Raw genomic sequence first — 25,026 nt, forward strand, 5'->3', positions numbered from 1 at the left:
GGTCGTCGCATGTCACGGATCGTCGTCACCGGAGCCAGCGGGAAGACCGGGCGGGTCGTCGTCACCGACCTGCTCGCGCACGGGCATCACGTCGTCGCCACCGATGCCGTCGGCAGGGCCGGGCACCTCAGCGACCTCGGCACGCCCCTGCTGATCGCCGACCTCACCGACTACGGGCAGGCGGTCGAGGTGCTCCAGGGGGCCGACAGCGTCGTGCACCTGGCCAACATCCCGGCGCCGGGGATGTACCCGCCCGCCGTCACCCTCAACCGGAACTCGGCGATGAACGCCAACGTCTTCCTCGCCGCGCAGCTCCACGGGCTGCGCGGCGTCGTGTGGGCGTCGAGCGAGACCACCCTCGGGCTGCCGTTCGACACGCCGCCGACCTACGCCCCGGTCGACGAGCACCACTTCCCCTTCCCCACCACGACGTACGCGGTGTCGAAGGTGCTCGGGGAGACGCTGGCCCGCGAGGTCGCCGGCTGGAGCGGCATCCCGTTCGTCGCGCTGCGGCTGTCGAACGTGCACACCCCCGAGGACTACGCGAACGTCCCCGGCTACTGGGCGGACGCGCACGCGCGGAAGTGGAACCTGTGGGGTTACGTCGACGCCCGCGACGTCGCCGCCTCCTGCCGGCTCGCGCTGGCCGCCGCCGAGCGGGGCGACGTGCCGGGTGCGAGCGCGTTCGTCGTCGCCGCGGCCGACACCATCATGAACCGGCCGTCCAAGGACCTTCTCGCCGAGGTCTTTCCCGATGTACCGCTGAACAAGGAGATCGGCGAGTTCGAGACACTGCTGTCGATCGACCGCGCCCGCGAGGTGCTCGGGTACGAGCCCCAGTACTCGTGGCGGGACCACGTCAGATAGCCGGGCGGGAGAGCAGCTCCAGCAGCACCGCCAGCGCCGCCGGTGAGTCGTGGGCGGCCCGCGCCAGCAGCGTCAGGTTGTGCTGCTCGCCGTCCGGGCCGACCAGCACGCCGGCCGCGGCCGGGTGGACCCGCCGCCAGCCCCGCTCGGCGAGCGCCGCCTCCGCGACGACCACGACCGACGGCGTGCCGTCGAGCTCCGCGGGCTCGGCCGGCGGCTCGGGCTGCGCGGCCGGCCAGTTCGCCGCGACGAGCTCGTCGAGGCGGGTGAGCAGCACCTCGACCACCTCGGCCGGCCCGAGCGGCGGCCGGCGCAGCAGCGTCGCCACCTGCTCGGTGACCGACCGGGCCTGACGGGCCAGCCAGCCCGGCCACTCCTCGTCGGGGAGGGCGGCGAACGTCACCCACTGGTTGCCCTGCCGCTTGAGCACGTGACCGGCCAGGGCGCGCTCGGTCGCCGGGCTCAGCGGCGCCATCGGTACCGGATCGAGGGCGCGCAGCGCCACGTGCGCGTCGGTGAGCGACCCGATCGCGCCGGCCAGGCTGGGGTGGCGGGCCATCAGCGTCGCCCGGGTGTCCTCGTCGAGCTCGGCGACGACCGCCCCGGCCCGGGCCACGGCCTGCCAGCCGGCGTGCAGGTCCTGGACGGCGGCGCCGGTGCGCTGCCAGACCTGCTCCTCGACGTCGAAGGCCAGGTCGGCGAACTCGAACTCGGCGAGGTCGGCCTTGACGACCGCCCGGGCCGCGGTGTGCAGGCCGGAGGCGCTGCTCGCCGCCTGGTCGGCCCGCCGCTCCAGGGCGTCGGCGAAGTGCTGCGTCGCCCGCAGGACGCTCAGCGAGCGGCCGCGCGGCAGGCCCGGCTCGACGGCGTCGTCGTGCAGCTCGCGCAGCCGGACCACGAGGTGGGCCCGGCGGTGGTCGATGACGGCGAGCTCGTGGGCGACGAGCGCCCGCACCTCGTCGACGGCGAGGCAGTACAGCACCGGCACCCCGACCAGCAGGATGCGCCGGCGGCGGCTGGCCCAGCCGCGGACCACGCCGTGCCCGCTGAGCAGGACGACGTCCGGCGGCGCCACCCCGACCCGGGCCGCGACGTCGGTGATCAGCGAAACCAGCTCGGCCTGGGCGGACGCCTCGACGCCGCGCGGCGGGGCCCCCGGTGGCCTCCCGTAGCGCATCAGCAGCCACCGGGCCCGCCAGACGCTGATCTTGCCGGGCAATCCGTTTCTGGGTTCGTCCACTACGGCAACCGACACAGCGAAGCATCCTCACGTCGATATCGCGCAAGGTCAACGAGCACAGTCCACGTGCCCGGGGTGAAACCCGAAAGTCACCCGGACCGCCGCCGATTTGTGCAGGCGGGGGCTCGGGGGTGAGATGTACGGGCGGCTCGGTCGGGAGGGCCGCGACCAACACGCTCGAGGACGGAAACGACCATGACGTTGACGCTCGTCGTCGCCGGCGTGCTCGGGCTCGCCGTCGGGTCGTTCCTCAACGTCGTCATCCACCGCGTGCCCCGCGGCGAGTCGCCGCTGCGCCCGCCGTCGCACTGTCCACAGTGCTCATCCCCGGTCCGCCCGTGGCACAACGTGCCCGTCCTCGGCTGGCTGCTGCTGCGCGGCCGGTGCGCCGGCTGCGCGGCCCCGGTCAGCGTCCGCCGCCCCCTCGTCGAGCTCGGCACGGCCGCCCTCTTCGGCGCCGTCGCCGCCCGCTTCGGCCTCAGCGCGAGCCTGCCCGCCTGGCTGTACCTCGCCGCCATCGCCGTGGCGCTCGCCCTCATCGACCTCGACGTGCTCCGCCTGCCCGACGCGATCGTCCTGCCGTCGTACCTCGTCGCGCCGCTCCTGCTGCTGCCCGCCGTCGTCGCCGGGCGCGACTGGAGCGCGGGCCTGCGCGGGCTGCTCGCGATGGCCGTGCTGTGGATGTTCTATTTCGTGCTCTCCCTGGTGTACCCCGGGGGCATGGGCTTCGGCGACGTCAAGCTCGCTGGCGTCCTCGGCCTGTACCTCGGCTGGCTCGGCTGGTCCTCGGTCGCCGTCGGCACGCTCGTCGCGTTCGTCATCGGCGGCGTCGCCGCGCTGGCCCTGCTGGCCACCGGCCGCGCCGGCCGCAGGACGGCGCTGCCCTTCGGCCCCGCGATGCTCGCCGGCGCGCTCGTCGCGCTGTTCGCCGCCGCCCCGATCACCGGCTGGTACACGTCCCTGCTGCTGCCCGCGTAGCGCCCTTCCCTGAAGGACGTCGGGGAGGACCGGCCCGATCCCTAGGGGTACTCCTGAACCGGCGGGGCCGCCGAGTTCAGGGTGAAAGTCGGTGCATCGCCTGGATGGCATCGAGCCAGGTCACGACGAAGCTGAACGCCATGACCATCACCTGGGAGGAGCCCGACACCGCGACCCGCGCGGCCACACCCCGGGTCGCGCTCGGCCGGCAGATCGGCATCGTGACCGCGGCCGTGGCCGCCTACTTCCTCGTCCGCGGCGCCACCGAGGCGGCGACCGACCGCGCCCTCGACAACGCCGGCAGCGTCGTGGCCCTGGAGCGCAGGCTCGGGCTGTTCCACGAGGGCTGGCTGCAGGACACGTTCGCCGGCGCCCCGGCCGTCGCCACGTTCTTCAACTGGGTCTACATCTGGGGGCACTGGCCGGTCATCATCGCCACGCTCATCTGGCTGGCCCGCACCAACCCGCGCATCTACTACCGCACCCGCAACGCGATGCTGCTCTCCGGCGGCATCGGGCTGTTCATCTTCACGCTGTTCCCGGTCGCCCCGCCGCGCCTCGCGGAGCTGGGCCTGGTCGACACGGTCACCGAGACCTCCGACGCCTACCGGGTGCTGCAACCGGCGATGTTCACCAACCAGTACGCGGCGATGCCCAGCCTGCACGTCGGCTGGGACCTGCTCATCGGCCTGGCCATCGTGGTCGCCGCGCGGCGCCCGCTCGTGCGGCTGGCCGGCGCGCTGCTGCCGGTGCTCATGGTCTCCGCGGTCGTCCTGACCGCCAACCACTACATCGTCGACGCGATCGCCGGCGCGGCGCTGACCACGGCCTGCTGGGTGTGGCTGGTGGCCCGCGAGCGGCCGGCCGGCCCGAAGGGCTACGCCGGCTGGGACGGCCTGCGGCTGACCTGACCCAGGGGCGCCACCGCGGCCCACGCACACCGGATCTGCACACCTCGGACCTGCGCATCCGGCTAGATTTCGGGGATGCGACGCAGGCTCGCCGTCATCGGCGTCATCGCCGGGACGCTGCCGTGGGTCGTCATGATCCTGATCCCGGCGCCGCGGGGCCGGCGGGTCAGCCTCGACCCGGTCCAGGGGCTCTCCGACGTGCTCACCGGTGACCCCTGGACGGCGGTCGTGCAGCTGGGCGGCAACCTCGCGGTGTTCGCCGCGTTCGGCGCGCTGGGCCCGATCGCCTGGCGGATCGGGCCCTGGGCGGTGACCGCGCTGGCGGCGGGCGGTGCACTGACCCTGGAGATCCTGCAGTACCTGCTGGACCTCGGCCGGGTCTCGGCGGTCGACGACGTGATCGTCAACGCTGCGGGTGCGGGACTGGCGGCGCTGCTGACCCGGCGGTGGCACCGGCGCCGGACCGCCGGGCCGCCCAGCCCGTCGCGATCAGCGCCAGTGCCGCAGCGTACGTCGACATGACCACCAGGTCCCGGCCGGCGAAGTCCATCCCGGCGGCGCCCACGCCGATGAGCAGGTCGGAGAGCAGGAACAGCACGGCGCCGGCCGCGACCCGGGCGCCGACCGCGGTCGCCCAGGCGGCCATCGCGGTGAGGGCCAGGCTGTAGGCGAGGATCGGCACCCGCAGCGGGCCGAGCCGGCTCCACAGCAGCGCGTTGAGCCCGGCCCAGAGGATCGCGGCGGCCACCAGCACCGCCGCCGGGGGCCGGCCGGACCGGCGGAAGGCGGCCAGGAAGCTCAGCTGCGTGCCGAGGAAGCACGCCATGCCGATCATGAACCAGGTGTCGCCCGGCACCAGCAGCGCGACGTCGCCGGCGAAGGCGAACACGAGGCCGGTCGCCACGGCGTCCAGGCCGGTCCGCCGGCTCCAGAGGTACCCGAGGAGCAGCGGAGCCAGCAGCGGCTTCGACGCCCACTGGATCACGCGCTCGTCGAGGGCCACGCCGGTCAGCTCGACGGCGGTGGCGAGCGCGAACAGCCCGAGGAACCAGTGCTTCATGCGGCCGGCTGCCAGCCCGGGTGGCCGAACACGAAGCGCAGCCGGTCGCGCCAGCCGCGCGCCGCGCGGACGTCCTGCCAGATCGCCCGGTACTCGTGGGTGGCGACGCGCAGCGGGTTGTACGTGCCGATGTTCTTCGTGAGGCCGTAGACGACCCGGGCCCGCTCCGGCTCGAACGTGCCGAACAGCCGGTCCCAGACGATGAGGATGCCGCCGTAGTTGCGGTCCAGGTACTCGGCGTTGGCGCCGTGGTGGACCCGGTGGTGCGACGGCGTGTTGAACACCCACTCGATCGGCCGCCACAGCCGCCCGACCCGCTCGCTGTGCAGGAAGAACTGGTAGGCGAGGCTGATCGACTGCTGCAGGAAGACCATCCACGGCGGGATGCCCAGCAGCGGCAGGACCAGCCAGAACGGGGTGGAGGTCATCGGCGTCCAGCTCTGCCGCAGGGCGGTCGACAGGTTGAAGAAGACGCTGGAGTGGTGCACGACGTGGCCGGCCCAGAAGACCCGGACCTCGTGGTGCAGGCGGTGGAACCAGTAGTACGCCAGGTCGTCGGCGAAGAACAGCAGGACCCACGTCCAGGGGCTGTGCGGGTCGAGCTTGAGCGGGGTGAGCACGTACAGCCCGGCGTAGGCGACGGCCACGACGAGCTTCCAGGGCACGCCGATGATCTGGCTGCCGAGCCCCATGCTGAGGCTGGTGGTGGTGTCGCGGACCTCGTAGCCGCGCTCGTCGTCGTCGGGCAGGAAGCGGTACGAGACCGCCTCCATGACGATGAGCAGCAGGAAGGCCGGAACGGCGTAGAGCACGGCGGGGATCATGCTCTGCTGTCCTTTCTGTCACGTTCAGGCGACCGTCCCGAACGGCGGCCGCGCTCGGTCACGCTCTGTCGTGCAGGAACGGGGGCGGTGACGGGGGCGGTGAGCAGTGCCTTCGCCTGGGCCTCGGCCTCGTCGGCGGCACCGGCGGCGATGTGCGCGCCGAGGCGGCGGTGCCCGGCGACGTCGAGCAGCTCGGCGGTGCGGTGACCGGCCGGGACCCGGCCGACGGCGAGCGCGCCGCCGACGAGGGAGTTGAACGCGAGCAGGTAGGCGATGTTGCCGCTGCCGGCGATGACGGCCCGCCAGAGCGCGACGTTCGCCTCGCCCATCCGCTCCAGGTCGGGCGCGGCGGCCGCGTACACCTCGACGGCCGCGACGACCTCGGCCCTCGCCCCGGGGGTCCCGCGCTCGGCGCACAGCCGGGCCGCGTCGGCGCCGAGGCAGGCGCGCATCTCCACGACGTCCCGCGCGAGCGTCTCGACCGGCAGCACCTCGGCCCCGGCCATGGCGAGGTCGAGCCCGGCGTGCCGGCGCCAGTCGAGGACCCGGGTGGCCCCGCCCTGCGCGACCCGGACCAGCCCGAGCTGCTGGAGCCGCCGCAGCGCCTCCCGGACGGCGTGCCGGTTCACCTCGAAGACGGTGGCGAGCTCGCGCTCGCTGGGCAGCCCGTCGCCGGGCGCATACCCCCCGCTGACGATCGCGTCGCGGAGCTGGGAGAACACGTGGTCCGAGACGGAACTACGACTGGCGGGCCGAAACTCCATGCCGTGCAGTGTGGCACTCATCAACTGGTTGGACCAGTGGCCTTCCGGAAAAACCGCCGGGATCGCGGCCCGGCTCAGTCGGTGAGCTCGTCGACGATCCGCTGGGCCGTCGTGGCGTGCTTGGCGTAGGCACTCGCAAACGCCGAGCGTTGGACCGCTTGAGCAGCCCCCGTCACGCTCATGTTCTGCCAGCCGTCGATCTTGACCAGTTTGTTGTAGAACTTCGCCGACGCGAACGCGGGGTCCATCAACTGCTCGGGGGTGCCCCAGATACTGGCCCGCTGCTGGAAGATGCCCAGCGAGTCGTGGTCGGTGCCGGTGCCGTCGTGCGGGAGCTTCAGCGACGCGGGGACCTTCGGGTTGGCCAGGTTGCGCAGGTACGTCTCCTGGAGCGCGGTCGCGATGGCGACCACCATCGCCCGCTCCGGCAGCCGCATCTGGCGGGCCACCTCGATGACGATGAAGGCGTTGTTCGTCTGCGCCTGGTTGAGCCCGGCGACCGGGCGGGGCACCAGCGACGCGCCCGGCGCGGAGGCGACCACGACACCGCGGGCGGCGTTGGCCCGCGCATGGGTCTCGTAGAACTTCGCCGCGTCGAAGTCGGTGTCATCGGCCACGGGAACAGGTTCATTCGGGAAGATCGCCCAGGACACACCGACACTGATCAACGAGGCAGCGAGGGCGACCACCGCCAGGAGCGCCATTCTGCCCATGTGCAGACGGCGTCCCGCGGTGCGCCCGCGCCGTGAGGTGGCGCCACGCACCGCGACAGCTTAGGGAACGTGACGCCACCAACGAAAGCGTTGAAATTGTTGCTTGAACAAAACCTAAGGTTTGGTTGTCAATCCACGCCGTTTGAGTAGCGGCTCGATCAACGGATCGCGACCGCGGAACGCTCGATAGACCGCCATCGAGTCGGCGCTGCCGCCCTTGGCGAGCAGCCCGTCGCGGAACGTGTCGCCGAGCTCGCGGCGCAGCCCGCCCTGCTCGGTCAGCCAGTCGACGGTGTCGGCGTCGAGGACCTCGCTCCAGATGTAGGAGTAGTAGCCGGCGCTGTACGCGGCGCCGCTGAAGATGTGGGCGAAGTACGGCGTGCGGTACCGCGGCGGCACGAACGGCACGGCGACCCCGGCGCGATCCAGCGCGGCCGCCTCGAACGCGGCGACGTCGACGTCCTCGGCGTCCTCCACCCGCAGCGTGTGCCAGGCGAGGTCGAGCAGCGACGCGGCGAGGTACTCCGTCGTCGCGAACCCCTCGTTGAACTGCTTGGCGGCCTGGAGCCGGTCGACGATCTCCTGCGGCAGCGGCTCGCCGGTCTCGTGGTGCGTGGCATAGTTGGCCAGCACCTCCGGCCAGAGCATCCACACCTCGTTGACCTGCGACGGGTACTCCACGAAGTCGCGCGGGACCCGGGTGCCGGCGAACTTCGGGAAGTGCACCTGCGAGAACAGCGTGTGCAGCGCGTGCCCGAACTCGTGGAACAGGGTGCGCACCTCGTCGAGCGTCAGCAGCGTCGGCTCGCCCGCCGGGGCCCGGTTGATGTTGAGGTTGTTCACCACCACGGGCGCGGTGCCGAACAGCCGGGACTGCGGCACCAGCGCGTTGGCCCAGGCGCCGCCGCGCTTCGACGCGCGGGTGAAGAAGTCACCGACGAACAGCCCCAGCGGGCCGCCGTCGTGGTCGAGCACCTCGAAGACCCGGGCGTCCGGGTGGTACGCGGGAAGGTCCGGGCGCTCCTCGAAGCGCAGCCCGTAGAGCCGGCCGGCGGCGTAGAAGACGCCGTCGCGCAGGACCCGCTCCAGCTCGAAGTAGGGGCGCAGCTCGGCCTCGTCGATCGCGTACCGCTCGCGGCGCACCCGCTCGGTGTAGAACGCCCAGTCCCACGGCTCGAGCGTGAACGTCTCCCCCGTCGCGGCGATCGCCGCCTGGAGGTCCTCGGCCTCCGCGAGGGCGTTGGCGACGGCGGCCGGGGCGAGCTTGGCGAGCATCTCCTCGACGGCCTGGACGGTGCGCGCCGTGTTGTCGGCGATGTTGTACTCCGCGTGGTGCTCGAAGCCGAGCAGCCGGGCCCGCTCGGCCCGCAGCCGCACGATGCGGCGGACCAGGCCGGTGGTGTCGTGCTCGTCGCCGCGCCCGCCCCGGGTCGCCGAGGCGGTGTGCAGCCGCTCCCGCAGCGCCCGGTTGGTGAGCGAGGCGAGCTGCGGCTGGGCGGTCGGCAGGATCAGGTTGAGCACGTAGCCGCGCTCCAGGCCGCGGTCGCGGGCCGCCTGCTCGGCCGCCGCGATCGCGTCGTCGGACAGCCCGTCGAGCTCGGCGACGTCGTCGACGACGACGGCGCTCGCGTTCATCTCATCGCGCACCTTGTTGCCGAAGTCGGTGGCGAGCCCGGCCAGCTCGGCGTTGAGCTCCCGCAGGCGCACGTGCTGCTCGTCGGACAGCTGGGCGCCGGCCCGCACGAAGTCGGTGTGGTACCGCTCGAGCAGCCACGCCGACTCGGCGTCGAGGCCCAGCTCGGCGCGCCGCTCGTGGAGGTCGCGCACCCGCCCGTACAGCGCGCGGTCGAGCATGATCGCGTCGCTGTGGGCCGACAGCTGCGGTACCACCGCCTTCTCGATCTCCTGCAGCTGCGGGCTGGTGTCGGAGCTGGCCAGGTTGAAGAACGCGGCCGACACGCGCTGCAGGATCCGCCCGGAGCGCTCCAGGGCGACGAGGGTGTTCTCGAACGTCGGCGGCGCCGGGTCGGCCGCGATCGCCGCGACCTCCGCCCGCTGGTCGGCCATGCCACGCTCGAAGGCCGGAAGGTAGTGGCCGATCTCGATGCGGTCGAAGGGTGGCAGCTGATACGGCAGGTCGCTCGGGGCGAAGAACGGGTTGTCCGTGGTCACCCACCGACTGTATCGAGTGCGGCGGCCCCCTACTCGCTTTGGCAGTGTCCCGCGCCCGCCACCCGCGCCTACCGTGACGACGTGTACCGATACGTGATCGCCGACGTCTTCACCGACACCGCCCTCGCCGGCAACCCGCTCGCCGTCCTGCCGGACGCCTCGGGCCTGCCGGCTTCGCAGATGCAGCGCATCGCGCGCGAGATGAACCTGTCGGAGACGACGTTCGTGCTGCCCCCGGAGGCTGGCGGCGACGTGCGGGTGCGCATCTTCACCCCGCTGGGCGAGCTGCCGTTCGCCGGCCACCCGACGTTCGGCACGGCCGTCGTCCTGGCCGCACGGGGCATGGCGGGCGCGCAGCTGCGGATGGAGACCGGGATGGGCGTCGTGCCGTTCCGGTTCACCCCCGGCGACCCCGTGTGGGGCGCGCGGATGCTCCAGCCGGTCCCGGTGCTGGAGCCCTACCCCCGGGCGGGCGAGCTGCTCGCGGCGCTCGGCCTGAGGACGTCGACGCTTCCCATCGAGGTGTACCGCAACGGCCCGCGCCACGCCTTCGCGGGCCTGCCGGACCCGTCCGCCCTGGCCGCGCTGCGGGTCGACCTGCGCGCGTTGGCGACCCACGACGACCTGGCCCTGAACTGCTTCGCCCCGACGGCGGACCCGGCGGTGTGGCGGACCCGGATGTTCTCCCCCGCGTACGGCGTGACGGAGGACGCCGGCACCGGCTCGGCGGCGGGCCCGCTCGCGCTGCACCTGGCCCGCCACGGCCGCCTCCCGCTGGGCACCCCGCTGACGGTCCACCAGGGCGTCGAGATCGGCCGCCCGTCGACGATCCACGCCGTCGTGGAGGGCACCCTGGACCGGGTGGAGCGCGTCGAGGTCTGGGGCCAGGCCGTGGTCGTGGCCGAGGGCACGCTCTATATCTAGGGCAGCGGGCCGGTGTACGAGGCGCGGAGGCGGAGCTTCGTCGGGTTCGCGTACTCCTCGATGGCGTGGGCCAGCCAGCCGACCGTGCGGGCCACGCCGAACACGGCCTCGCCCGCGCCCCTCGGCATGCCGGCGAGGTGGGCCAGCAGGCCGAGGGCGAAGTCCACGTTGACGGCCGGCAGCCGGCGCCGCGCCGCCTCCTCCAGGATCGCGTCCGCGACGGCGAGCCGCGGGTGGCCGGGCACGGCCGCCCGGATCCGGTCGAGCAGCGCGGTGGCCCGGGCGTCGCCGGCGCGGTAGACGGCGTGGCCGAAGCCCGGGACCCGCTCCCCCTGCCGCAGCCGCCGGCCCATCACCGCCGACGCCTCCGCAGCCTCGGACGTCTCGGCGAGCATCGCCTCGGTACCGAGCGCGGCCCCGCCGTGCAGTGCCCCGCTCACGACGCCGAGGCCGGCCGCGACCACCGCGTAGGGGTCGGCCCGCACGGACGCGGCGACCCGCGCGGCGAGCGTCGAGGAGGCCAGCTCGTGGTCGGCGACCAGCACCATCGCGTACCGCAGCACGTCCGCGAGCGCCGGCGCCGCCCCGGCACCGGCCAGCTTCGTCCAGAGCCGGCCGGCGACCGGCCCCTGCGGGTCGGCGGTCCGCTTCGGGTCCACGGCCGGCAACGCGTCGACGAGGCCGGCGACCAGGCTCTGGCCGATGCCGGCGACGGCCGACGGTTCGAGGGTCAGCCGGACCGGATCCGCGGCGGCGAGCGCGGCCACCACGACCTGCAGGCGCTCCAGCGGCAGCACCGACGCCGGCAGGCCCGCCTGCGCCGCCCGGGCCGCCGCGACCGCCTCCTCAGGCGCCGTCCACGGGTCGAGGTGGTCGCGGTCGGCGCCCGTCCACAGCCAGCCGGCCGCGTGTTCCAGGTGCCAGGTCCGCGCCAGTACCGTGGCATCACGACCCCGGTAGTAGTGGCGGTCGTCGCCGAGCAGCGTGACGGCCGACTCGATGACCAGCTCCGGGCGGCCGTCGCGGCGCGGGCGGCCGCGCAGGGCGAGCCGCTCGACCTCCTCCGAGTCGAGGACGCTGCGGCCGTCGGCGCCGCGGCGGCGGGCCAGCACGCCCCGGCTGACGTACGCGTAGACGGTGGCGGTCTTCACACCGAGCCGCCCGGCCGCCTCCTCGACGCTCATCCACCTGGTCACGCCGCTTCTCCCGCTCGATGGAGGTTGATTTTCGTCAACATTGACACAAATGCAGCACGACAGTCAACGTGGACGACATGGCTGCACGAATCCACTTCCTTGACGTCACCAACCGTGACGGCGTCCAGACGGCCCGGACCGGGCTGTCCAAATTCGGCAAGACGATGGTCAACTTCTATCTGGGCCGGCTCGGCGTCGCGCAGTCCGAGATCGGGTTCCCGTTCCTGTTCCACGAGGTGCCGTACATCCGCGCCCAGACGGCGCTGGAGGAGGCGGGCGCCTTCGGCGGGCTGCGGCTGTCGGGTTGGTGCCGGGCCGTCGCCGCGGACGTGGAGAAGTCGGCCGCGCTCGGGCTCAGGCACTACAACCTGTCGATCTCGACGTCGGACCAGATGCTGCAGAACAAGTTCAAGGGGCGGCTCGACCGGCCGGCGCTCATCCGCGAGATGACCGACGCCGTGCGCACCGCCAAGGCGGCCGGCGCGCAGACCGTCGGGGTCAACGCCGAGGACGGCTCGCGCACCGACGACGGCTTCCTCACCGAGTTCGCGATCGCGGCCCGGGAGGCGGGGGCGGACCGGCTGCGGTACTGCGACACGATCGGCGGCGACACCCCGGGCCGCATCGGGGAGCGGTTCGCCACGCTCGCCGCCGCGGTCGGCATCCCCATCGAGACGCACTGCCACAACGACCTCGGCATGGCGGTCGCGAACTCCCTCGCCGGCGCGTTCGGCGACCTCGCCGCCGGCCAGGACGCGTGGATCAACACGTGCGTCAACGGCATCGGGGAGCGCTCGGGCAACGCCGACCTGATCTCGTGCATCCTGGCGCTGCGCCACGGGTTCGGCGTGCCGGAGGGGGCCGAGATCGGCGACCCGATCGACCTGGCGTGGGCCCGGCGGTTCGCGCGCTGGGCGTCGTACGCGTTCGGCCAGCCGCTGCCCAACCACCAGCCGGGCGTGGGACCCAACGCGTTCGCGCACGAGTCGGGCATCCACGCCGACGGGGCGCTCAAGGACCACCGCAACTACGAGCTCTACGACGAGGACGAGCTCGGGCCGTTCCCGGCCGAGCGGCACGCGCGGGACGGCCGGATCGTGCTCACCGGCGAGTACGGAGGGCTGGCCGGGTTCCGCCACGTCATGGACGACCTGGCGGTCGGCGTGAAGGACGAGGAGCTGACGTTCAAGCTGGTGCAGCTGTGCAACGCGGCGACCGGGCGGCCCCTCACGGACGACGAGCTGCGGCTGATCGCGGGGTACCCGGACGAGCTGGCCCTGCTGTACCCGGGCCTGCTGTGACGGCTACAGCATCCCGTGCTCGACGATCCAGTCGAGGCGCAGCAGCTCCTCGCCGGAGAACTCGAGCGCGACCATCTCGTGGAAGCGGCGGGTGACCTGCAGCGGCGTGAACCGGTGCACGGCGCACTCCATCCAGATCGGGATGCGCGAGGCCGGGTTGGCCAGGACGACATGCTTGCCGCAGCGATGCTCCATGCCGGATCAAGCTAGCCCCGCCCGCCCGCCCGGCCCACCCGGGTAGCCGGAACACCGCGGTGTACTCCATTTGGTGCAGGCGCAGGTGTCACCGCGCGGACGACGACCGCGCGGCCGTCCGTCCATAGCGTCGGCGACATGCTTCCAAAGCTTCCGGTGCTCCCGGACATCGTCCGCTTCGTGCTGGCCGGCCTCGTCGCGGGCCTCGTCACCGCGCTCGCCGGCGCGCTGCTCGTGCTGGCCGGTCCGGCCGGCGGCTCGACCACCGTGACCTTCGTCGAATATGGGACGGTGACGGTATGCCAGCGCTGAGCCGCCCCGTCACCGCCGCGTTCTCGGTGTTGACGTTCGTCGGCGTGCTGAGCGGCGCCGCCCTCGCCGGCCAGCCGCTCGGCGCGCCCGGCCCGGTCTCCCTGGCCACGACCCTCGCCGGCCTGCTGTGGCTGCAGCGCCGCTGGCCGGTCGCCGGGCTGCTGCTGGGCATCTCGACCGTGGCGGCCCTGCGCACCGCCGACCTCACGGTGGCCGGCTGGCTGTGGCCGGCCACCTTCCTCTACGTCACCGCGCTGCTCGCGGCCCGCCCGCGCACCAGGCTCGTCATCGTCGTGGCGGCGGTGCACGCGCTCTGCGCGTTCAACTTCGAGTGGACCGTGCTCCAGCACCCCGCCGGCCGGGCGATGGCGGCGGTCGGCACCGAGTCGCTGTGGATCGGCGCGGTCGTCGCCGCCACCCTGTCGTACCGCAACTGGCTCGGCTGGCGCGACGAGATCCTCCAGCGGCTGCGCGCCGACCTGGAGGAGCAGCGCACCGCCGAGCGCCTGCGGGTCGCCCAGGAGGTGCACGACACGGTCGCCCACACGCTCGCCGTCGTCGGGGTGCACGTCAACGTGGCCGCCGACGCGCTGGACTCCGCCCCCGAGGAGGCGCGGGAGGCGCTGCGCCTGGCCCAGGAGGTGCGGCGCAAGGCGATGGCCGACCTGTCCTCGCTCGTCGGCGTGCTGCGCGACGAGCGCCGGCCGCCGGCCGCGCCGCTCCCCCTCGGCGAGCTCGCGGAGCGGGTGCGCGGGACCGGCCTGGACACGGTCCTGACCGTGACGGGCGACGAGGAGGGGTGTCCGCTGCCGGTACTCCTGGTGACGTCCGCGATCGTCCGCGAGGCCCTCACGAACGCCGTCCGCCATGCCGCCGCCGCGAAGGTCACGGTGACCGTCCACTATGGAGCGGTGACGGAGGTGACCGTGCGGGACGACGGCCGCGGACCGGCCGGCCGGCCGGCGGGGCACGGGCTGGCCGGGCTCGCGGAGCGGGTGGCGGCGCTCGGGGGCGAGTTCAGCGCCGGGGCGGCGGACGGCGGCGGCTTCCTGGTCCGTGCGAGCATCCCGGCATGACGATCTCCGTGCTGCTCGCCGACGACCAGGCCCTGGTCCGGGCCGGGTTCGGCAGCCTGCTGCGCCGGGCGCGGGACATCACGGTCGTCGGCGAGGCGGCGACCGGCGACGAGGCCGTCCGCGAGACCCGCCGGCACCGGCCCGACGTCGTCCTCATGGACATCCGCATGCCCGGGCTCGACGGGATCGCCGCGACCGCCCGCATCACCGGCGACCCCGAGCTGGCCGGCACCCGGGTCGTCGTGCTGACCACGTTCGAGACCGACGAGAACGTGTTCGCCGCGCTGCGGGCCGGGGCCAGCGGCTTCCTCACCAAGGAGGTCGAGCCCGACGACCTGCGCCGCGCGGTCCGGGTCGTCGCGGCCGGCGAGGCGCTGCTGTCGCCGAGCGTGACGGCCCGCGTGATCGCCCGGTTCTCCCCGGGAGCCGCCGACCCCGCCGCCCCGGCGAGCCCCGCCCGCGACCGGCTGGCCGTCCTGACCCCGCGCGAGGTCGAGATCGTCCGGCTGGTCGCGAGCGGGCTGTCCAACGACGAGATCGCGGCCCGGCTGGTCATCAGCCCGCTCACGGCCAAGACCCACGTCACCCGGGCGATCGCCAAGGCCGGCGTGCGCGACCGGGTCCAGCTGGTGATCCTGGCGTACGAGTCGGGCCTCGTGCACCCCTGACTAGGGTTTGTGCTGGTCGACGCCGAGGCCGTTGCACTGCCGGCCGCCGTTGACGCAGTGCGCGACGAGCTGCGCCTGGCGCGCCGCGTCCCAGCCGTTCATGAAGTCGTAGTGGAACGACTGCGCCTCGCCCGACGAGTACCGCAGGCCGCCGGTGTTGCCGCCGGGCAGCTTGTACGGGACCTTCAGCTCGAACATCGGCAGCGGCACCGGGTGGTCCTTCGGGCACACGCCGCCGACCGGCCAGGCCATGTGCGACCTGTGGTCGGCCGAGTCCAGGTGCACGCCGTCCCAGCAGCTCGGCGCCTGCATCCGGACGATGAGCGAGGAGCCGGCCGGGCAGGACGCCGGGACGGCCTTTCCGAGGTACCCCGTGCAGCTCCAGGTGCCGGTGAACTGCTCGGCCGACGCCGTCTTCACGTCGCCGACCACGAGGCGGAACCCGGCCGGGAACGGCTGGACGGTCCGGTAGTCCTTGACGCCGGACTTGTAGTACACGGTGACCATCTGCGGCTGGACGACCGTGCCGTTCTGGTACAGCGTCGGGAACCAGTACGACGACGCGTCCAGCTTGTCCTGGCACGACGTCTTCCCCTTGAGCAGGCTCTCCGGCGTCGAGGTCGCGGTCGTCGCCGGGTTGCCGACGAACGTGTGGTCGTGGGCCGCGCCCGGCAGGCCGGGGAAGACGATCGGGTCGTCGCCCGCGCGGTGGGTCTCGGTGCAGTTCGCGGCGAACTCGCGGTACTGCGCCTGCGGCGGCTTGTCGGTGAACGTCTTCACCGGCTGCGGGGTCGCCGTCCCGGCGCTGACCGACGGGGCCGGCGAGGACGGCGGAGCGGGCGGGGCCGCGGACGACGGCGCCGCGGACGGGGAGCCCAGCGGCGGCTGGGCGATGACGGGCGCGGACGGATCGCACGCCCCCACGGAAGTCAGCAGGGCGCCGGCGGCGAGCACGGCGAACAGCGGTCGGAGACGCACGTCTGAGCAGGCCTTTCGAGTCGGTGCCACCCGCCGCCGACGCTAGGCGCCCGGCGCGGCCCGGTCATGAGTCGAAAGGCCCAGCCCAGCGCACGACCGCCTCGGTCCGGCTGCTCACCCGCAGCTTGGTGAAGATGTTGTACAGGTGGTTCTTCACGGTCTTCTCGGTGAGCCGCAGCCGCCCGGCGATCGCCGCGTTCGACAGGCCGGCGCTGAGCAGGTCGAGCACGTCGCGCTCGCGGTCGGTGAGCCCGAACGCGGCCCGGCCCCGCTCGGCGTCGCCCTGCGAGCGCAGCGCCGAGGTGGCGACCGAGGCCGCGACCGGCGAGAGCCAGCCCTGCCCGCCGGCGACGGCCAGCACCGCCCGCAGCAGCTCCGGCGGGTCGAACTGGCCGTGCACGAGGTACCCGCGGGCGCCGCCGCGCAGCATCGAGCCGATGACGGCGGGGCTCGCGTCGCTGGTGAGCGTGAGGACGGCGGTGAGCCGGGCCAGCTCGGTGACGATGGACAGCCCGTCGGCGATCGGCATGCGGTGGTCGAGCAGCGTCACGTCCGGCCGGTGCCGCAGGGCCAGCGCGAGGGCCTCCTGCCCGTTGCCGGCCTCGCCGACGACCCGGGTCGCGCCGTCCGCGTCGAGGAACCCGCGCAGCGCCTCCCGCACGACCGGGTTGTCGTCCACGACCAGCACAGTGACGGTCACGACCGCTCCAGCGGCACGCTCACCACGAGTTCCGTCCCCTCCCCCGGCGCCGCCGCGACCCGCAGCGACCCGCCGGCGTTGCGCGCCCGTTCGGCCATCCCCACGATGCCGAGGTGCCCGCCGGCCTGCAAGGCGGCCAGGTCGCGCGGCACGAACCCGCGGCCGTCGTCGGCGACCCGCAGCTCCAGCCGCCTGCCCCGGGCGGTCACGGTGACCGCCACGCGGCGCGCGCCCGCGTGGCGTTCGACGTTCTGCAGCGCCTCGGCGAGGACGCGGACGAGCTCGTACCGCGCCTCGACCGACGGCTCCACCGGTACCGCCGAGACATCCACGGCGATCATGGACCGGTGGGCCCACGCGTGGCAGGTCTCCCGGACGGCGTCGGCGAAGCCCAGGTCCAGCGGGTCGGCGCGCAGCTCCTCGAGCAGCTGCCGGGCCTCCCGCGCGGCCGCCTCGGCGCCCCGGGACACGGTGCCGGCGAGCTGCTCGGCGAGGGCCGGGTGGCGGCGCAGCGACGACGGCAGCGCGAGCGCGGCGAACGACACCCCGCGCAGCGTCTTGGCCACCGAGTCGTGCAGCTCGCGGGCGAGCCGGGCCCGCTCGGACGCGGCGGCCGAGCGCTGGGCCTCGGCGACCATGGCGACGGCCAGGTCGAGCTGGCGCTGCAGCGCGCCGGTCGCGGCCGCCGCGCCGAGCCCGGCGAGCACGCTCACCATCGGGAACGCGGCCACGAACGCGGCCACCTCGGGCGGCGGCGCGCTCGTGCGCAGCACCGCGCCGGCGGCGGCGAACCCGAGCGCGGCCTGCCCGATCCAGAGCGGGACGGCCCGCATCCCGAGCAACGCCCCGCCGAGGGCGGCGGAGCCGGCGACCCAGGCGAAGAACGCCATCCCGCCGCCGCTGAGCACGGCGAGGGCCACCGCCACGGCGAGGTCGGCGGCGAGGGCCGGCCACGGGTGGCGGGCCAGCGCCGGCCAGCGGGTCAGCAGGCTCACCTGGGCGACGGTGACCCCGGCGACCGTCGCGAGCACGGCCACGACCCGGGCCGGGTCGTCGACGAGCAGCAGCCCGGCCCCGGCGCCGGTCGCCGCGACGGCCGCGCGGCCCAGCAGCACGGCGCGCGCGACCGCGGCCGGGGCGATGCTCACGACAGCTGGACGTCGTCGACGAAGAAGCGGTACGCGTTGGGGACCATGTCGGTCGCGATCACCAGGTCGATGCGCCGCAGCGCCCGGCCGGGCAGCAGCTCGGCCAGGTCGAGCTCGAACGCCGTCCACACGTCGACCGGCGCGGTGAGCACGACGGGCGCCGCCGCCGGCCGCCCGGCGGTCTCCGCGACCGTGACGCGCAGGACGGTGCCGTGGACGCGCCCGCCGTACACCCGGAACCGCAGCGTCGTGGCGGTGACCGCGGCGGTGGCGACGAGGGCGACGAAGGCGGTCTTCTCCTTGGGCTCGACCCGCAGGGCCACCTGGTCGGTGCCGGGCACGACACCGGCCGGGACGACCTTCACGCCGGCGCTCTCGATCGACCATCCGGTACCGAGGGCGGCCCCGTAGACGGCACAGGCGGGCCGGCTGCCGGCGCCGGTGCCGCAGGGCGGGACGCTCGGCGCCGGCGTGGGCGACGGCGTCGCGGCCGGCGGCGGTGACTGCGCGGGCGGCGGATCGGCCTGGGTGCGCGGCAGGAGGAGCGGGGGCACGCCGACCGTCGCCAGGCCGATGCCGACCGCCAGCAGACCGTTCCTCAGCCGTCGCGGAAGTATGCCGGGGACGGTACCCCGAACGCAGCCGCCGCGGTCAATCCGGCCGGGCAGCATAACCGCTCCCGGCGCCCGCCGCACGGCGAGAAACCGCAGGTCATCGGACGTACCGAAATGAGATTCCCGCGAAACGCACAGTTCACCCGGACAACGCCGTTTCGGCCTGCGCGATCCGGCGCGGCGGGTCATGATTTGCCCGTGACAAGCCAACTGCGCGTGATGTCGATCTATGAGGGATTTTTCGCCGGTGGCGCCCGGGCCCTCCACAGCACCGTCGTGGCCGGGCTGCACACCGGGGGCTCGCACCGGCACTCGGTGCTGAGCCTGCACAGCGCGATGCGCCGGGAGACCGTCCTGCAGCGGATGGAGGACGACGCCTCGTACCGCTCGTTGCACGCGGCCGGCGTCGAGGTGCGCTCGCTGGGCCGCCGCGTCGGCGGCGACACCGCGGCCCGCAAGGGGTTCAGCGCCGCCGAGGTCGCGACCGCGGTCGCCCACGCGGAGCGGGCCGACATCATCCTGTCGCTCAAGGAGCAGCCGCTGCGGCTGGTGAACCGGCCGGACTTCCCGCGCAAGCCGGTGATCGTGTGCCTGCACCGCTCCGACCCGCACCACCAGGGCAGCGCGCTCGACGAGCTGAGGACCGCCGTCGCCGACGGCCGGATCGCCGCCGCGATCTGCTGCGCCGAGTCGACGCGGGCCGCCTACCGGGACGCCGGGGTCCCGGAGCGGCTGCTGCACGTCATCCCCAACGGCGTGGACCTGGCGCGGTACCGGCCGGTGCCGGCCCGCCGCCGCACGGAGCTGCGCCGGTCGCTGGGCGTGCCGGCGCGGGCCCGGGTGGTCACGCTCGCCGCGCGGTACGACCCGATGAAGAACGTCCCGCTGTTCCTGCTGGCCGCCCGGGAGTACCTGCGGCGCGAACCGGCCGGGCACGCGCTCATGTGCGGGGCCGGGATGAGCGCCGCCAACCCCGAGCTGTGCGGGCTGCTCACCGATGTGTTCGCCGGCGAGCCGCGGCTGCTGGCCCGGCTGCACCTGCTCGGCATCCGGCGCGACATGGAGCTGGTCTACGCGGCCACCGACGTGGTCGCGCTGACGTCGGCGAGCGGCGAGGCCGCCCCGCTGTGCCTCATCGAGGGCGCGATGTGCGGCGCGGTGCCGGTCTCGACCGACGTCGGCGACACCGCGCGGATCGTCGCCGGGCACGGCCTGATCACGCCGCCGGAGCCGGACGCGATCGCCGCGGCCTGGTCGGCGGCGGCCGACGGGCGGGCCGGGCTCACCCCGGCGCTGCTCGCCGGCCGGGAGCGGTTCAGCCACACCCGGATGATCGCCTCGTACGCGACGCTGATCGACCACGCCCACCGCGAGGCGGGCCTGCGGGTCTGACCCCCGTCCCCGGCGTCCGCGCCGGGATGCGCGATGTCATGCCCGGGGCATGACATCGCGCATCTGGGGTCTGCGCAGCCGGTGCCCGAGGCTCGACGCATGTCGAAGTTCGTCTGGCCGGCCGTCGTCGCCGGTTTCGTCGTCGGGGCGGCCGAGTTCGCCGACCTCGCTCCGTTCGCCGCCGCCGGGCCCGCGCTGTGGATCCCGCCCGCGGTGGCCCTGCTGTACCTCGTGCTGGCCCTCGTCAAGCACCGGCTCGTCGCGCGGCAGCTCGCCGGGGTCGCGCTGTTCGCCGCGGTCGCCGGGGTCGCGCTCGTCGTCGACCCGGTCGCCGGGCAGTACGTCGTCGCCGCCGGCTGGGCCGGCCACGCCGTCTGGGACTGGTTCCACCGCGACGGCACCGTGATCCCGCGCTGGATCATCGGCTTCTGCCTGCCGTACGACCTGCTCGTGGCGGCCGCCCTGGTCTACGGCGCGGCTACGATCGCCCGATGACCACGGCGGACCGGCAGCTGCGGCGGGCGCGGCTCGTGGGCATCGTCTCGCTGGGCCTGCATGCCGTCACGGGTCTGGTACTGCCGCTCGCCACCGCGCCCTGGAGTGCGCTCAGCCCGTGGCGGTCGGCCGCCGCCCTGGCCGGCGTCCTGGCCTTCACCGCCGGCCAGGGCGCGGCCACCTACGCGGCGATGACGCCCTGGCTGGGGCCCGCGGCCCGGCGGCGGCTCCTGCTCGGGTACGCGGTCGCCGCCGCCGCGTCGCTGCCCCTGCTCGGCCCGGGCGATGCCTGGGTCTGGATCGGCGTCTCCGTCGTCGGTACCGCCCCGCTGCTGGGCCACCGCGGATGGGCCCTGGCCAGCTGCGCCGCCGCGGTCGCCGCGGGGCTGCTGATCGACCTGCGGGCCGTCGCCGCCATCGCGGTCATCGGGGCCGGGGTCGCGCTGGTGAGCTGGTGGCAGGTGTGGTTCTGGGACCTGCTGCTCCAGGCCCGCGAGGGGCAGCACGCGCAGGCCCGGCTGGCCGCCGCCGAGGAGCGGCTGCGGTTCGCCCGCGACGTCCACGACCTGCTCGGCCACAACCTGTCGATCATCGCGCTCAAGGCGGAGCTGGCGTCCCGGCTGGCCGCCGCCGACCCCGAGCGCGCCGGGCGCGAGGCGGCCGAGGTGCAGCGGCTCGCCGGCGCCGCGCTCGACGACGTCCACGAGGCCGTCCGCGGGTACCGCACCGTGGACTTCGGCGAGCACCTGGCCTCCGTCGCCGCGCTGCTGCGCTCGTGCGGCATCCGCTGTACGGTCTCGGGCTCGCTGGGGGTCGAGGTCCCGGAGTTCGCGGCCGTGCTCCGCGAGGCGAGCACGAACGTGCTGCGGCACAGCCGGGCCGCGTGGTGCACGATCGAGCTGTTCTCCGGGGAAGGAACAGACGACGGGAAAGTGGTGCTGCGGGTGACGAACGACGGGGTGTCGGCGCCGTCCAGGGCCGGCGGCTACGGGCTGCGCGGGCTCGCCGAGCGGCTGTCGGCCGTCGGCGGCACGCTCACCGCCCGTGCCGGGGACGGCCGGTTCGTCCTGGAGGCGCGTGCGTGATCCGCGTGCTGCTCGCCGACGACGAGGAGCTCATCCGGGTCGCGCTGGCCGCGCTGCTCGGGCTGGAGCCCGACCTCGACGTCGTCGCGCAGGCTGCCGACGGCCGCGCGGCGGTCGGCGCGGCCCTCGCCCACCGGCCCGACGTCGCCGTCGTCGACCTGGAGATGCCGGCCCTCGACGGGCTCCAGGTCACGGCGGAGCTGGCCCGGACGCTGCCCGGCTGCGCGGTCGTCATCCTCACCGGCCGCGGCCGGCCCGCCCACCTGCCCCGGGCCCTCGCCGCCGGCGCGAAGGGGTTCCTGCCGAAGGGGTCGCCGGGCGGTGCGCTCGCCGACGTGATCCGGCGGGTCCACGGCGGGGACCGGTACGTCGACCCGTCGCTCGCGGCCGACGCCCTGGCCGCGCCGCCGTGCCCGCTCACCCCGCGGGAGCTCGAGCTGCTGCGGCTCGCCGAGCCCGGCACACCCGTCGCCGCGATCGCCCGGCGGACGCATCTGTCCAGCGGTACCGTGCGGAATCATTTGACCGCCATAGTGCAGAAACTCGGGGTGTCCGGCCGCGCCGAGGCACTGCGCACGGCGCGCGACCACGGCTGGATCTAACGGCCGCTTAACCGTGGCTTGAACGGGCCCGCGCGGATTGCTTAACCGGTCCGCCGGCACGTGCCCGGAAGGGCGGTTTGGCGGAGACAAACTTAAATTGACCGGATTCGGCCGCAGTCGTACGTTCGGCCGGTGGACAGGCGGAGTTCACGATCCGGCGCGCACCCTCCCGCCCGCTGGATCACGATCACGGCGTTGGCCGGCATGGTGGTGCTGGGCACCGCGACCGGCGGCCTGCAGCATCTGTGGACGTTCCTGCGCTTCTACGGCGGCGTGTTCACGCTGGTGTCGCTGACCCTGACGGTGATCGGCGGCCTGGTCGCGACCGACCGGGTGCTGCTGCTGCCCCGCCACCGGGTCTGGCTCCAGTCGATCCACCGCACGCTGGGCGTCATCGCGGTGTCCTGCCTGGCCGTGCACGTGCTGAGCGAGGTCCTGTCCGCGCGGGTGTCGGCGGCGGCCGCGGTCGTGCCGTTCGCGCTCGCGCCGGTCGCGGTCGGCCTCGGGACCCTGGCGGCGTACCTGATGGGGGCCGTGCTCTGGACCGGCATCGCCCGGGCCCGCTTCGCCGGCGAGGCGCGGGCGGGGCTGTGGCGGCCGGTGCACGCGGCGGCGTACCTCTGCTGGCCGCTCGCCCTGCTGCACGGCCTGAGCGCGGGGCGGCCGCCGGCGGTCTGGGTGACGGCGTCGTACCTCATCCTGTTCTTCCTCACGGCCGTCGCGCTGGGCCTGCGGCTGTCGGCGGAGTCCCGCCACCGCCGCCGCCAGCGCGCGGCGGACCGCACCACGACGAGCATCCCGCACACACCGCACCGCGCCACGTTCCACTGGGGCGCCCCGTCCGCCGAACACCTCTGGTCCGAACCAGCCCGCCCGCGGGTTCCGGCCGACGCGGACCGGCCCGCGCCGCCGCCGGAGCCCCGCGTCGCCCCGCCCGCCGAACCTGCCCGCGCAGAGCGCCCCGCCCCGGCCTCGGCCTCGCCGCGTGAGACCACTCCGCCCGGTCGGCCCGCTGAACCCGCGCGGCCCGTCATGAGCCTCCGGGACCGGCTCGACGCGCGGCGGGACGCGGTCGCGGGTGCGCGGGACCTGTATCCGACCGACGACGACACCCCGACCCTCGTCAACCTGGACTCCCAGCGCATCATGCGGCGCGGGGCCGGCCAGCCGCCCGCACCGGCCCGCTCGCCGCGGCCCGTCCGCCGCCCGCAGGCCGGACGGCAGCGGGACCGGACGCACGACCTGGACGACGAGCAGTACTGGCGGGTCCTGCGCGGCCTGGGTCAGTGAGGGCCCCGATGATCCGCCTCGGCCCGCGCGACCGGCCCGGGCCCGGGGCGCCGGCCAAAGTGCCCGAGGTGCTCGCCCTGGGGCCGCCGCGGCTCACCGCCGGGCTGCACGGGCCGCAGCACCGCCTCGACCTGCGCGGCCACCTCGCGGTGCACGGGCCGCTCGGGCCGCTCACCGCGCCCGGGCTGATCGACCTCGCGGAGCGGGTCAGGCTCGCGGGCCGCGGCGGGGCCGGGTTCCCGTTCGCCAGGAAGGTGCGGGCGGTGCTGGCCTCGGTCGACCGCCGTACCGTCGCGCCCGCCGTCGTCGTCAACGCCACCGAGGGCGAGCCGGCCGCCTGGAAGGACAAGGTGCTGCTCACCCGGGCCCCGCACCTGATCCTCGACGGCGCGGCCCTCGTCGCCTGGGCGCTGCACGCGGCGGAGATCGTCATCGCGGTCGCCGACGACGGGGTCGGCGAGGCGTCGATGCTCGCGGCGCTGCGCGAGCAGCCGCTGCCGGCGCCCGCCCGGCTGGTCCGCGTGCCGCACCGGTTCATCTCCGGCGAGGGCGGCGCCCTGGTGCAGGGCATCAACGGCCTGCCGCACATCCCACCCGGCATCAAGCGCCGCGCGAGCGACGCCGGCGTCGGCAGCCGCCCGACGCTGCTGTCCAACGCCGAGACGTTCGCGCAGCTCGCCGTCGCCGCGCGCCGCGGACCCACCCGTTACGCGGAGCTGGGTGCGGACGAGCCGGGGACGGTACTGCTGAGCGTCACCGGCAGCGCCGCCCGCCCCGCGGTCGTCGAGTGCCCGGCCGGCACGCCGGTGTCGGCGGTGCTCGACGCCTGCGGTGTGCCGGACGGCCCGGCCGTGCTGTTCGGCGGCTTCCACGGCCGCTGGGTCCCGCCGGCGAAGGCCCGCACGGCGACGTTCTCCCGCCGCGGCCTGCGCGCCGCCGGCGGCGCCCTCGGCGCGGGGGTCGTGCTGCCGCTCGACCACGCGACGTGCCCGCTGGGCGAGGTGGCGCGGGTCGTGCGGTACCTCGCGGCCGAGTCCGCCGGCCAGTGCGGCCCCTGCCGGCTCGGCCTGCCCGACCTGGCCCGCGCCGTCGACGCCGTGGTGGCGGGCACGGGCGACCCGGCCGCGGTCCGGGCGGCCGCCGGCGCCGTGGTGGGGCGCGGCGCGTGCAGCCATCCCGACGGTACCGCCGGATTCGCCACGTCGGCCCTGGAAGCGTTCCCCGACGACCTGCACCGCCACGTCACGGCCGGCACGTGCGGCCGCCCGGTGCGCGGCACGCTGCCGATCCCCGGCACGACGACCCCGGACGGCGACCGCCGCCTCACCGTGGACTGGTCCCGCTGCGACGCCCACGGCCTGTGCGCCGACGTCGCCCCGGACCTGATCCGCCTGGACGCCAACGGCTTCCCGGCACTGGGCGACGCCCCGATCCCGCCCCGCCTGGAGCCGCTGGCCCGCGACGCGATCGCGGTCTGCCCGGCCCTGGCGTTACGCCTGGCAACCCGGAAACACTGACCCC

The 25,026-nt window shown here is 74.7% G+C and carries 27 protein-coding genes; 15 read left to right on the forward strand and 12 right to left on the reverse strand.

Annotated elements, in window-relative coordinates; translation table 11 throughout:
• Positions 1-9 precede the first annotated feature (9 nt).
• Positions 10-867, forward strand: coding sequence for an NAD(P)-dependent oxidoreductase (locus ABZS66_RS04570; protein ID WP_354755095.1), 858 nt, complete (start codon positions 10-12; stop codon positions 865-867).
• On the opposite strand, the gene ABZS66_RS04575 is transcribed toward ABZS66_RS04570, so the two are convergent.
• The gene (locus ABZS66_RS04575; protein ID WP_354755097.1) at positions 860-2,107 is read right to left on the reverse strand and encodes a hypothetical protein; all 1,248 of its coding nucleotides are present in this window, start codon (positions 2,105-2,107) and stop codon (positions 860-862) included. The two genes, ABZS66_RS04570 and ABZS66_RS04575, sit on opposite strands and share 8 nt — an antisense overlap.
• A 195-nt stretch (positions 2,108-2,302) precedes the next feature.
• Between ABZS66_RS04575 and ABZS66_RS04580 the strand changes: the two genes are divergently transcribed.
• The 3 genes from ABZS66_RS04580 to ABZS66_RS04590 all read left to right on the forward strand — a co-directional run bounded on the left by ABZS66_RS04580 (position 2,303) and on the right by ABZS66_RS04590 (position 4,518).
• The gene (locus ABZS66_RS04580) at positions 2,303-3,085 is read left to right on the forward strand and encodes a prepilin peptidase (protein ID WP_354755098.1); all 783 of its coding nucleotides are present in this window, start codon (positions 2,303-2,305) and stop codon (positions 3,083-3,085) included.
• A gap of 140 nt (positions 3,086-3,225) precedes the next feature.
• On the forward strand, positions 3,226-3,996 hold the full coding sequence (locus ABZS66_RS04585) for a phosphatase PAP2 family protein (protein WP_354755100.1): 771 nt from the start codon (positions 3,226-3,228) through the stop codon (positions 3,994-3,996).
• Between the two features lie 75 nt (positions 3,997-4,071).
• The gene (locus ABZS66_RS04590) at positions 4,072-4,518 is read left to right on the forward strand and encodes a VanZ family protein (protein WP_354755101.1); all 447 of its coding nucleotides are present in this window, start codon (positions 4,072-4,074) and stop codon (positions 4,516-4,518) included.
• Here the strand turns inward: ABZS66_RS04590 and ABZS66_RS04595 are convergent.
• The 5 genes from ABZS66_RS04595 to ABZS66_RS04615 form a co-directional block, all read right to left on the reverse strand.
• Positions 4,400-5,056 (reverse strand): lysoplasmalogenase, encoded by a 657-nt coding sequence (locus ABZS66_RS04595; protein WP_354755103.1) that lies wholly within the window; start codon positions 5,054-5,056, stop codon positions 4,400-4,402. The two genes, ABZS66_RS04590 and ABZS66_RS04595, sit on opposite strands and share 119 nt — an antisense overlap.
• The gene (locus tag ABZS66_RS04600) at positions 5,053-5,880 is read right to left on the reverse strand and encodes a sterol desaturase family protein (protein WP_354755105.1); all 828 of its coding nucleotides are present in this window, start codon (positions 5,878-5,880) and stop codon (positions 5,053-5,055) included. The genes ABZS66_RS04595 and ABZS66_RS04600 overlap by 4 nt, the downstream gene beginning before the upstream one ends.
• Entirely contained in the window at positions 5,877-6,644 is a 768-nt protein-coding gene (locus tag ABZS66_RS04605) for a GntR family transcriptional regulator (RefSeq protein ID WP_354755107.1), read from the reverse strand. The genes ABZS66_RS04600 and ABZS66_RS04605 overlap by 4 nt, the downstream gene beginning before the upstream one ends.
• Positions 6,645-6,718: 74 nt before the next feature.
• Positions 6,719-7,261 (reverse strand): hypothetical protein, encoded by a 543-nt coding sequence (locus ABZS66_RS04610; RefSeq protein ID WP_354755109.1) that lies wholly within the window; start codon positions 7,259-7,261, stop codon positions 6,719-6,721.
• A 210-nt stretch (positions 7,262-7,471) separates the two neighbouring features.
• The gene (locus ABZS66_RS04615) at positions 7,472-9,529 is read right to left on the reverse strand and encodes a M3 family metallopeptidase (protein ID WP_354755111.1); all 2,058 of its coding nucleotides are present in this window, start codon (positions 9,527-9,529) and stop codon (positions 7,472-7,474) included.
• Between the two features lie 81 nt (positions 9,530-9,610).
• On the opposite strand from ABZS66_RS04615, the gene ABZS66_RS04620 reads away from it, so the two are divergent.
• Complete coding sequence (locus ABZS66_RS04620) at positions 9,611-10,453, forward strand: PhzF family phenazine biosynthesis protein (protein ID WP_354755113.1); 843 nt, start codon at positions 9,611-9,613, stop codon at positions 10,451-10,453.
• On the opposite strand, the gene ABZS66_RS04625 is transcribed toward ABZS66_RS04620, so the two are convergent.
• The gene (locus ABZS66_RS04625) at positions 10,450-11,649 is read right to left on the reverse strand and encodes a citrate/2-methylcitrate synthase (RefSeq protein ID WP_354755115.1); all 1,200 of its coding nucleotides are present in this window, start codon (positions 11,647-11,649) and stop codon (positions 10,450-10,452) included. The two genes, ABZS66_RS04620 and ABZS66_RS04625, sit on opposite strands and share 4 nt — an antisense overlap.
• Positions 11,650-11,726: 77 nt before the next feature.
• Between ABZS66_RS04625 and ABZS66_RS04630 the strand changes: the two genes are divergently transcribed.
• Positions 11,727-12,950, forward strand: coding sequence for a hypothetical protein (locus ABZS66_RS04630; RefSeq protein WP_354755116.1), 1,224 nt, complete (start codon positions 11,727-11,729; stop codon positions 12,948-12,950).
• A gap of 3 nt (positions 12,951-12,953) precedes the next feature.
• On the opposite strand, the gene ABZS66_RS04635 is transcribed toward ABZS66_RS04630, so the two are convergent.
• Positions 12,954-13,145 carry a hypothetical protein gene (locus ABZS66_RS04635; protein WP_238006018.1) on the reverse strand — a complete coding sequence of 64 codons (192 nt, stop codon included), beginning with the start codon at positions 13,143-13,145 and terminating at the stop codon, positions 12,954-12,956.
• Between the two features lie 138 nt (positions 13,146-13,283).
• Here ABZS66_RS04635 and ABZS66_RS04640 point away from each other — a divergent pair, with 138 nt between their 5' ends.
• The 3 genes from ABZS66_RS04640 to ABZS66_RS04650 are packed head-to-tail and all read left to right on the forward strand — an operon-like array spanning position 13,284 to position 15,201.
• Positions 13,284-13,457 carry a hypothetical protein gene (locus ABZS66_RS04640; RefSeq protein WP_354755118.1) on the forward strand — a complete coding sequence of 58 codons (174 nt, stop codon included), beginning with the start codon at positions 13,284-13,286 and terminating at the stop codon, positions 13,455-13,457.
• Positions 13,445-14,533: a histidine kinase gene (locus ABZS66_RS04645; protein ID WP_354755120.1), complete on the forward strand. Its 1,089-nt coding sequence runs from the start codon at positions 13,445-13,447 to the stop codon at positions 14,531-14,533. The genes ABZS66_RS04640 and ABZS66_RS04645 overlap by 13 nt, the downstream gene beginning before the upstream one ends.
• Positions 14,530-15,201, forward strand: a complete 672-nt coding sequence (locus ABZS66_RS04650; protein WP_354755121.1) for a response regulator transcription factor — start codon at positions 14,530-14,532, stop codon at positions 15,199-15,201. The genes ABZS66_RS04645 and ABZS66_RS04650 overlap by 4 nt, the downstream gene beginning before the upstream one ends.
• Here the strand turns inward: ABZS66_RS04650 and ABZS66_RS04655 are convergent, their stop codons facing one another.
• The 4 genes from ABZS66_RS04655 to ABZS66_RS04670 all read right to left on the reverse strand — a co-directional run bounded on the left by ABZS66_RS04655 (position 15,202) and on the right by ABZS66_RS04670 (position 18,581).
• Positions 15,202-16,179 (reverse strand): DUF1996 domain-containing protein, encoded by a 978-nt coding sequence (locus ABZS66_RS04655; protein WP_354755123.1) that lies wholly within the window; start codon positions 16,177-16,179, stop codon positions 15,202-15,204.
• A 64-nt stretch (positions 16,180-16,243) separates the two neighbouring features.
• The gene (locus ABZS66_RS04660) at positions 16,244-16,879 is read right to left on the reverse strand and encodes a response regulator transcription factor (protein ID WP_354755125.1); all 636 of its coding nucleotides are present in this window, start codon (positions 16,877-16,879) and stop codon (positions 16,244-16,246) included.
• Positions 16,876-18,027, reverse strand: coding sequence for an ATP-binding protein (locus tag ABZS66_RS04665; protein WP_354755127.1), 1,152 nt, complete (start codon positions 18,025-18,027; stop codon positions 16,876-16,878). Before ABZS66_RS04665 ends, ABZS66_RS04660 begins: the two co-directional genes overlap by 4 nt.
• Complete coding sequence (locus ABZS66_RS04670) at positions 18,024-18,581, reverse strand: hypothetical protein (RefSeq protein WP_354755129.1); 558 nt, start codon at positions 18,579-18,581, stop codon at positions 18,024-18,026. Before ABZS66_RS04670 ends, ABZS66_RS04665 begins: the two co-directional genes overlap by 4 nt.
• 258 nt (positions 18,582-18,839) lie before the next feature.
• On the opposite strand from ABZS66_RS04670, the gene ABZS66_RS04675 reads away from it, so the two are divergent.
• From ABZS66_RS04675 to ABZS66_RS04700, 6 genes are all read left to right on the forward strand, one after another.
• Positions 18,840-20,033, forward strand: a complete 1,194-nt coding sequence (locus ABZS66_RS04675) for a glycosyltransferase (protein ID WP_354755131.1) — start codon at positions 18,840-18,842, stop codon at positions 20,031-20,033.
• A gap of 99 nt (positions 20,034-20,132) precedes the next feature.
• Positions 20,133-20,528 (forward strand): hypothetical protein, encoded by a 396-nt coding sequence (locus ABZS66_RS04680; protein WP_354755133.1) that lies wholly within the window; start codon positions 20,133-20,135, stop codon positions 20,526-20,528.
• Entirely contained in the window at positions 20,525-21,613 is a 1,089-nt protein-coding gene (locus ABZS66_RS04685) for a histidine kinase (RefSeq protein WP_354755135.1), read from the forward strand. The genes ABZS66_RS04680 and ABZS66_RS04685 overlap by 4 nt, the downstream gene beginning before the upstream one ends.
• The gene (locus tag ABZS66_RS04690) at positions 21,610-22,215 is read left to right on the forward strand and encodes a response regulator transcription factor (RefSeq protein ID WP_354755136.1); all 606 of its coding nucleotides are present in this window, start codon (positions 21,610-21,612) and stop codon (positions 22,213-22,215) included. The genes ABZS66_RS04685 and ABZS66_RS04690 overlap by 4 nt, the downstream gene beginning before the upstream one ends.
• Before the next feature lie 132 nt (positions 22,216-22,347).
• Positions 22,348-23,505 carry a hypothetical protein gene (locus ABZS66_RS04695; protein ID WP_354755138.1) on the forward strand — a complete coding sequence of 386 codons (1,158 nt, stop codon included), beginning with the start codon at positions 22,348-22,350 and terminating at the stop codon, positions 23,503-23,505.
• An 8-nt stretch (positions 23,506-23,513) separates the two neighbouring features.
• A complete protein-coding gene (locus tag ABZS66_RS04700; protein WP_354755140.1) occupies positions 23,514-25,022 on the forward strand; it encodes an NADH-ubiquinone oxidoreductase-F iron-sulfur binding region domain-containing protein in 1,509 nt (502 codons plus the stop codon).
• Positions 25,023-25,026 lie beyond the last annotated feature (4 nt).

The organism is Dactylosporangium sp. NPDC005572 (genome assembly GCF_040605515.1).
In the GTDB taxonomy this organism is placed as follows: domain Bacteria; phylum Actinomycetota; class Actinomycetes; order Mycobacteriales; family Micromonosporaceae; genus Dactylosporangium.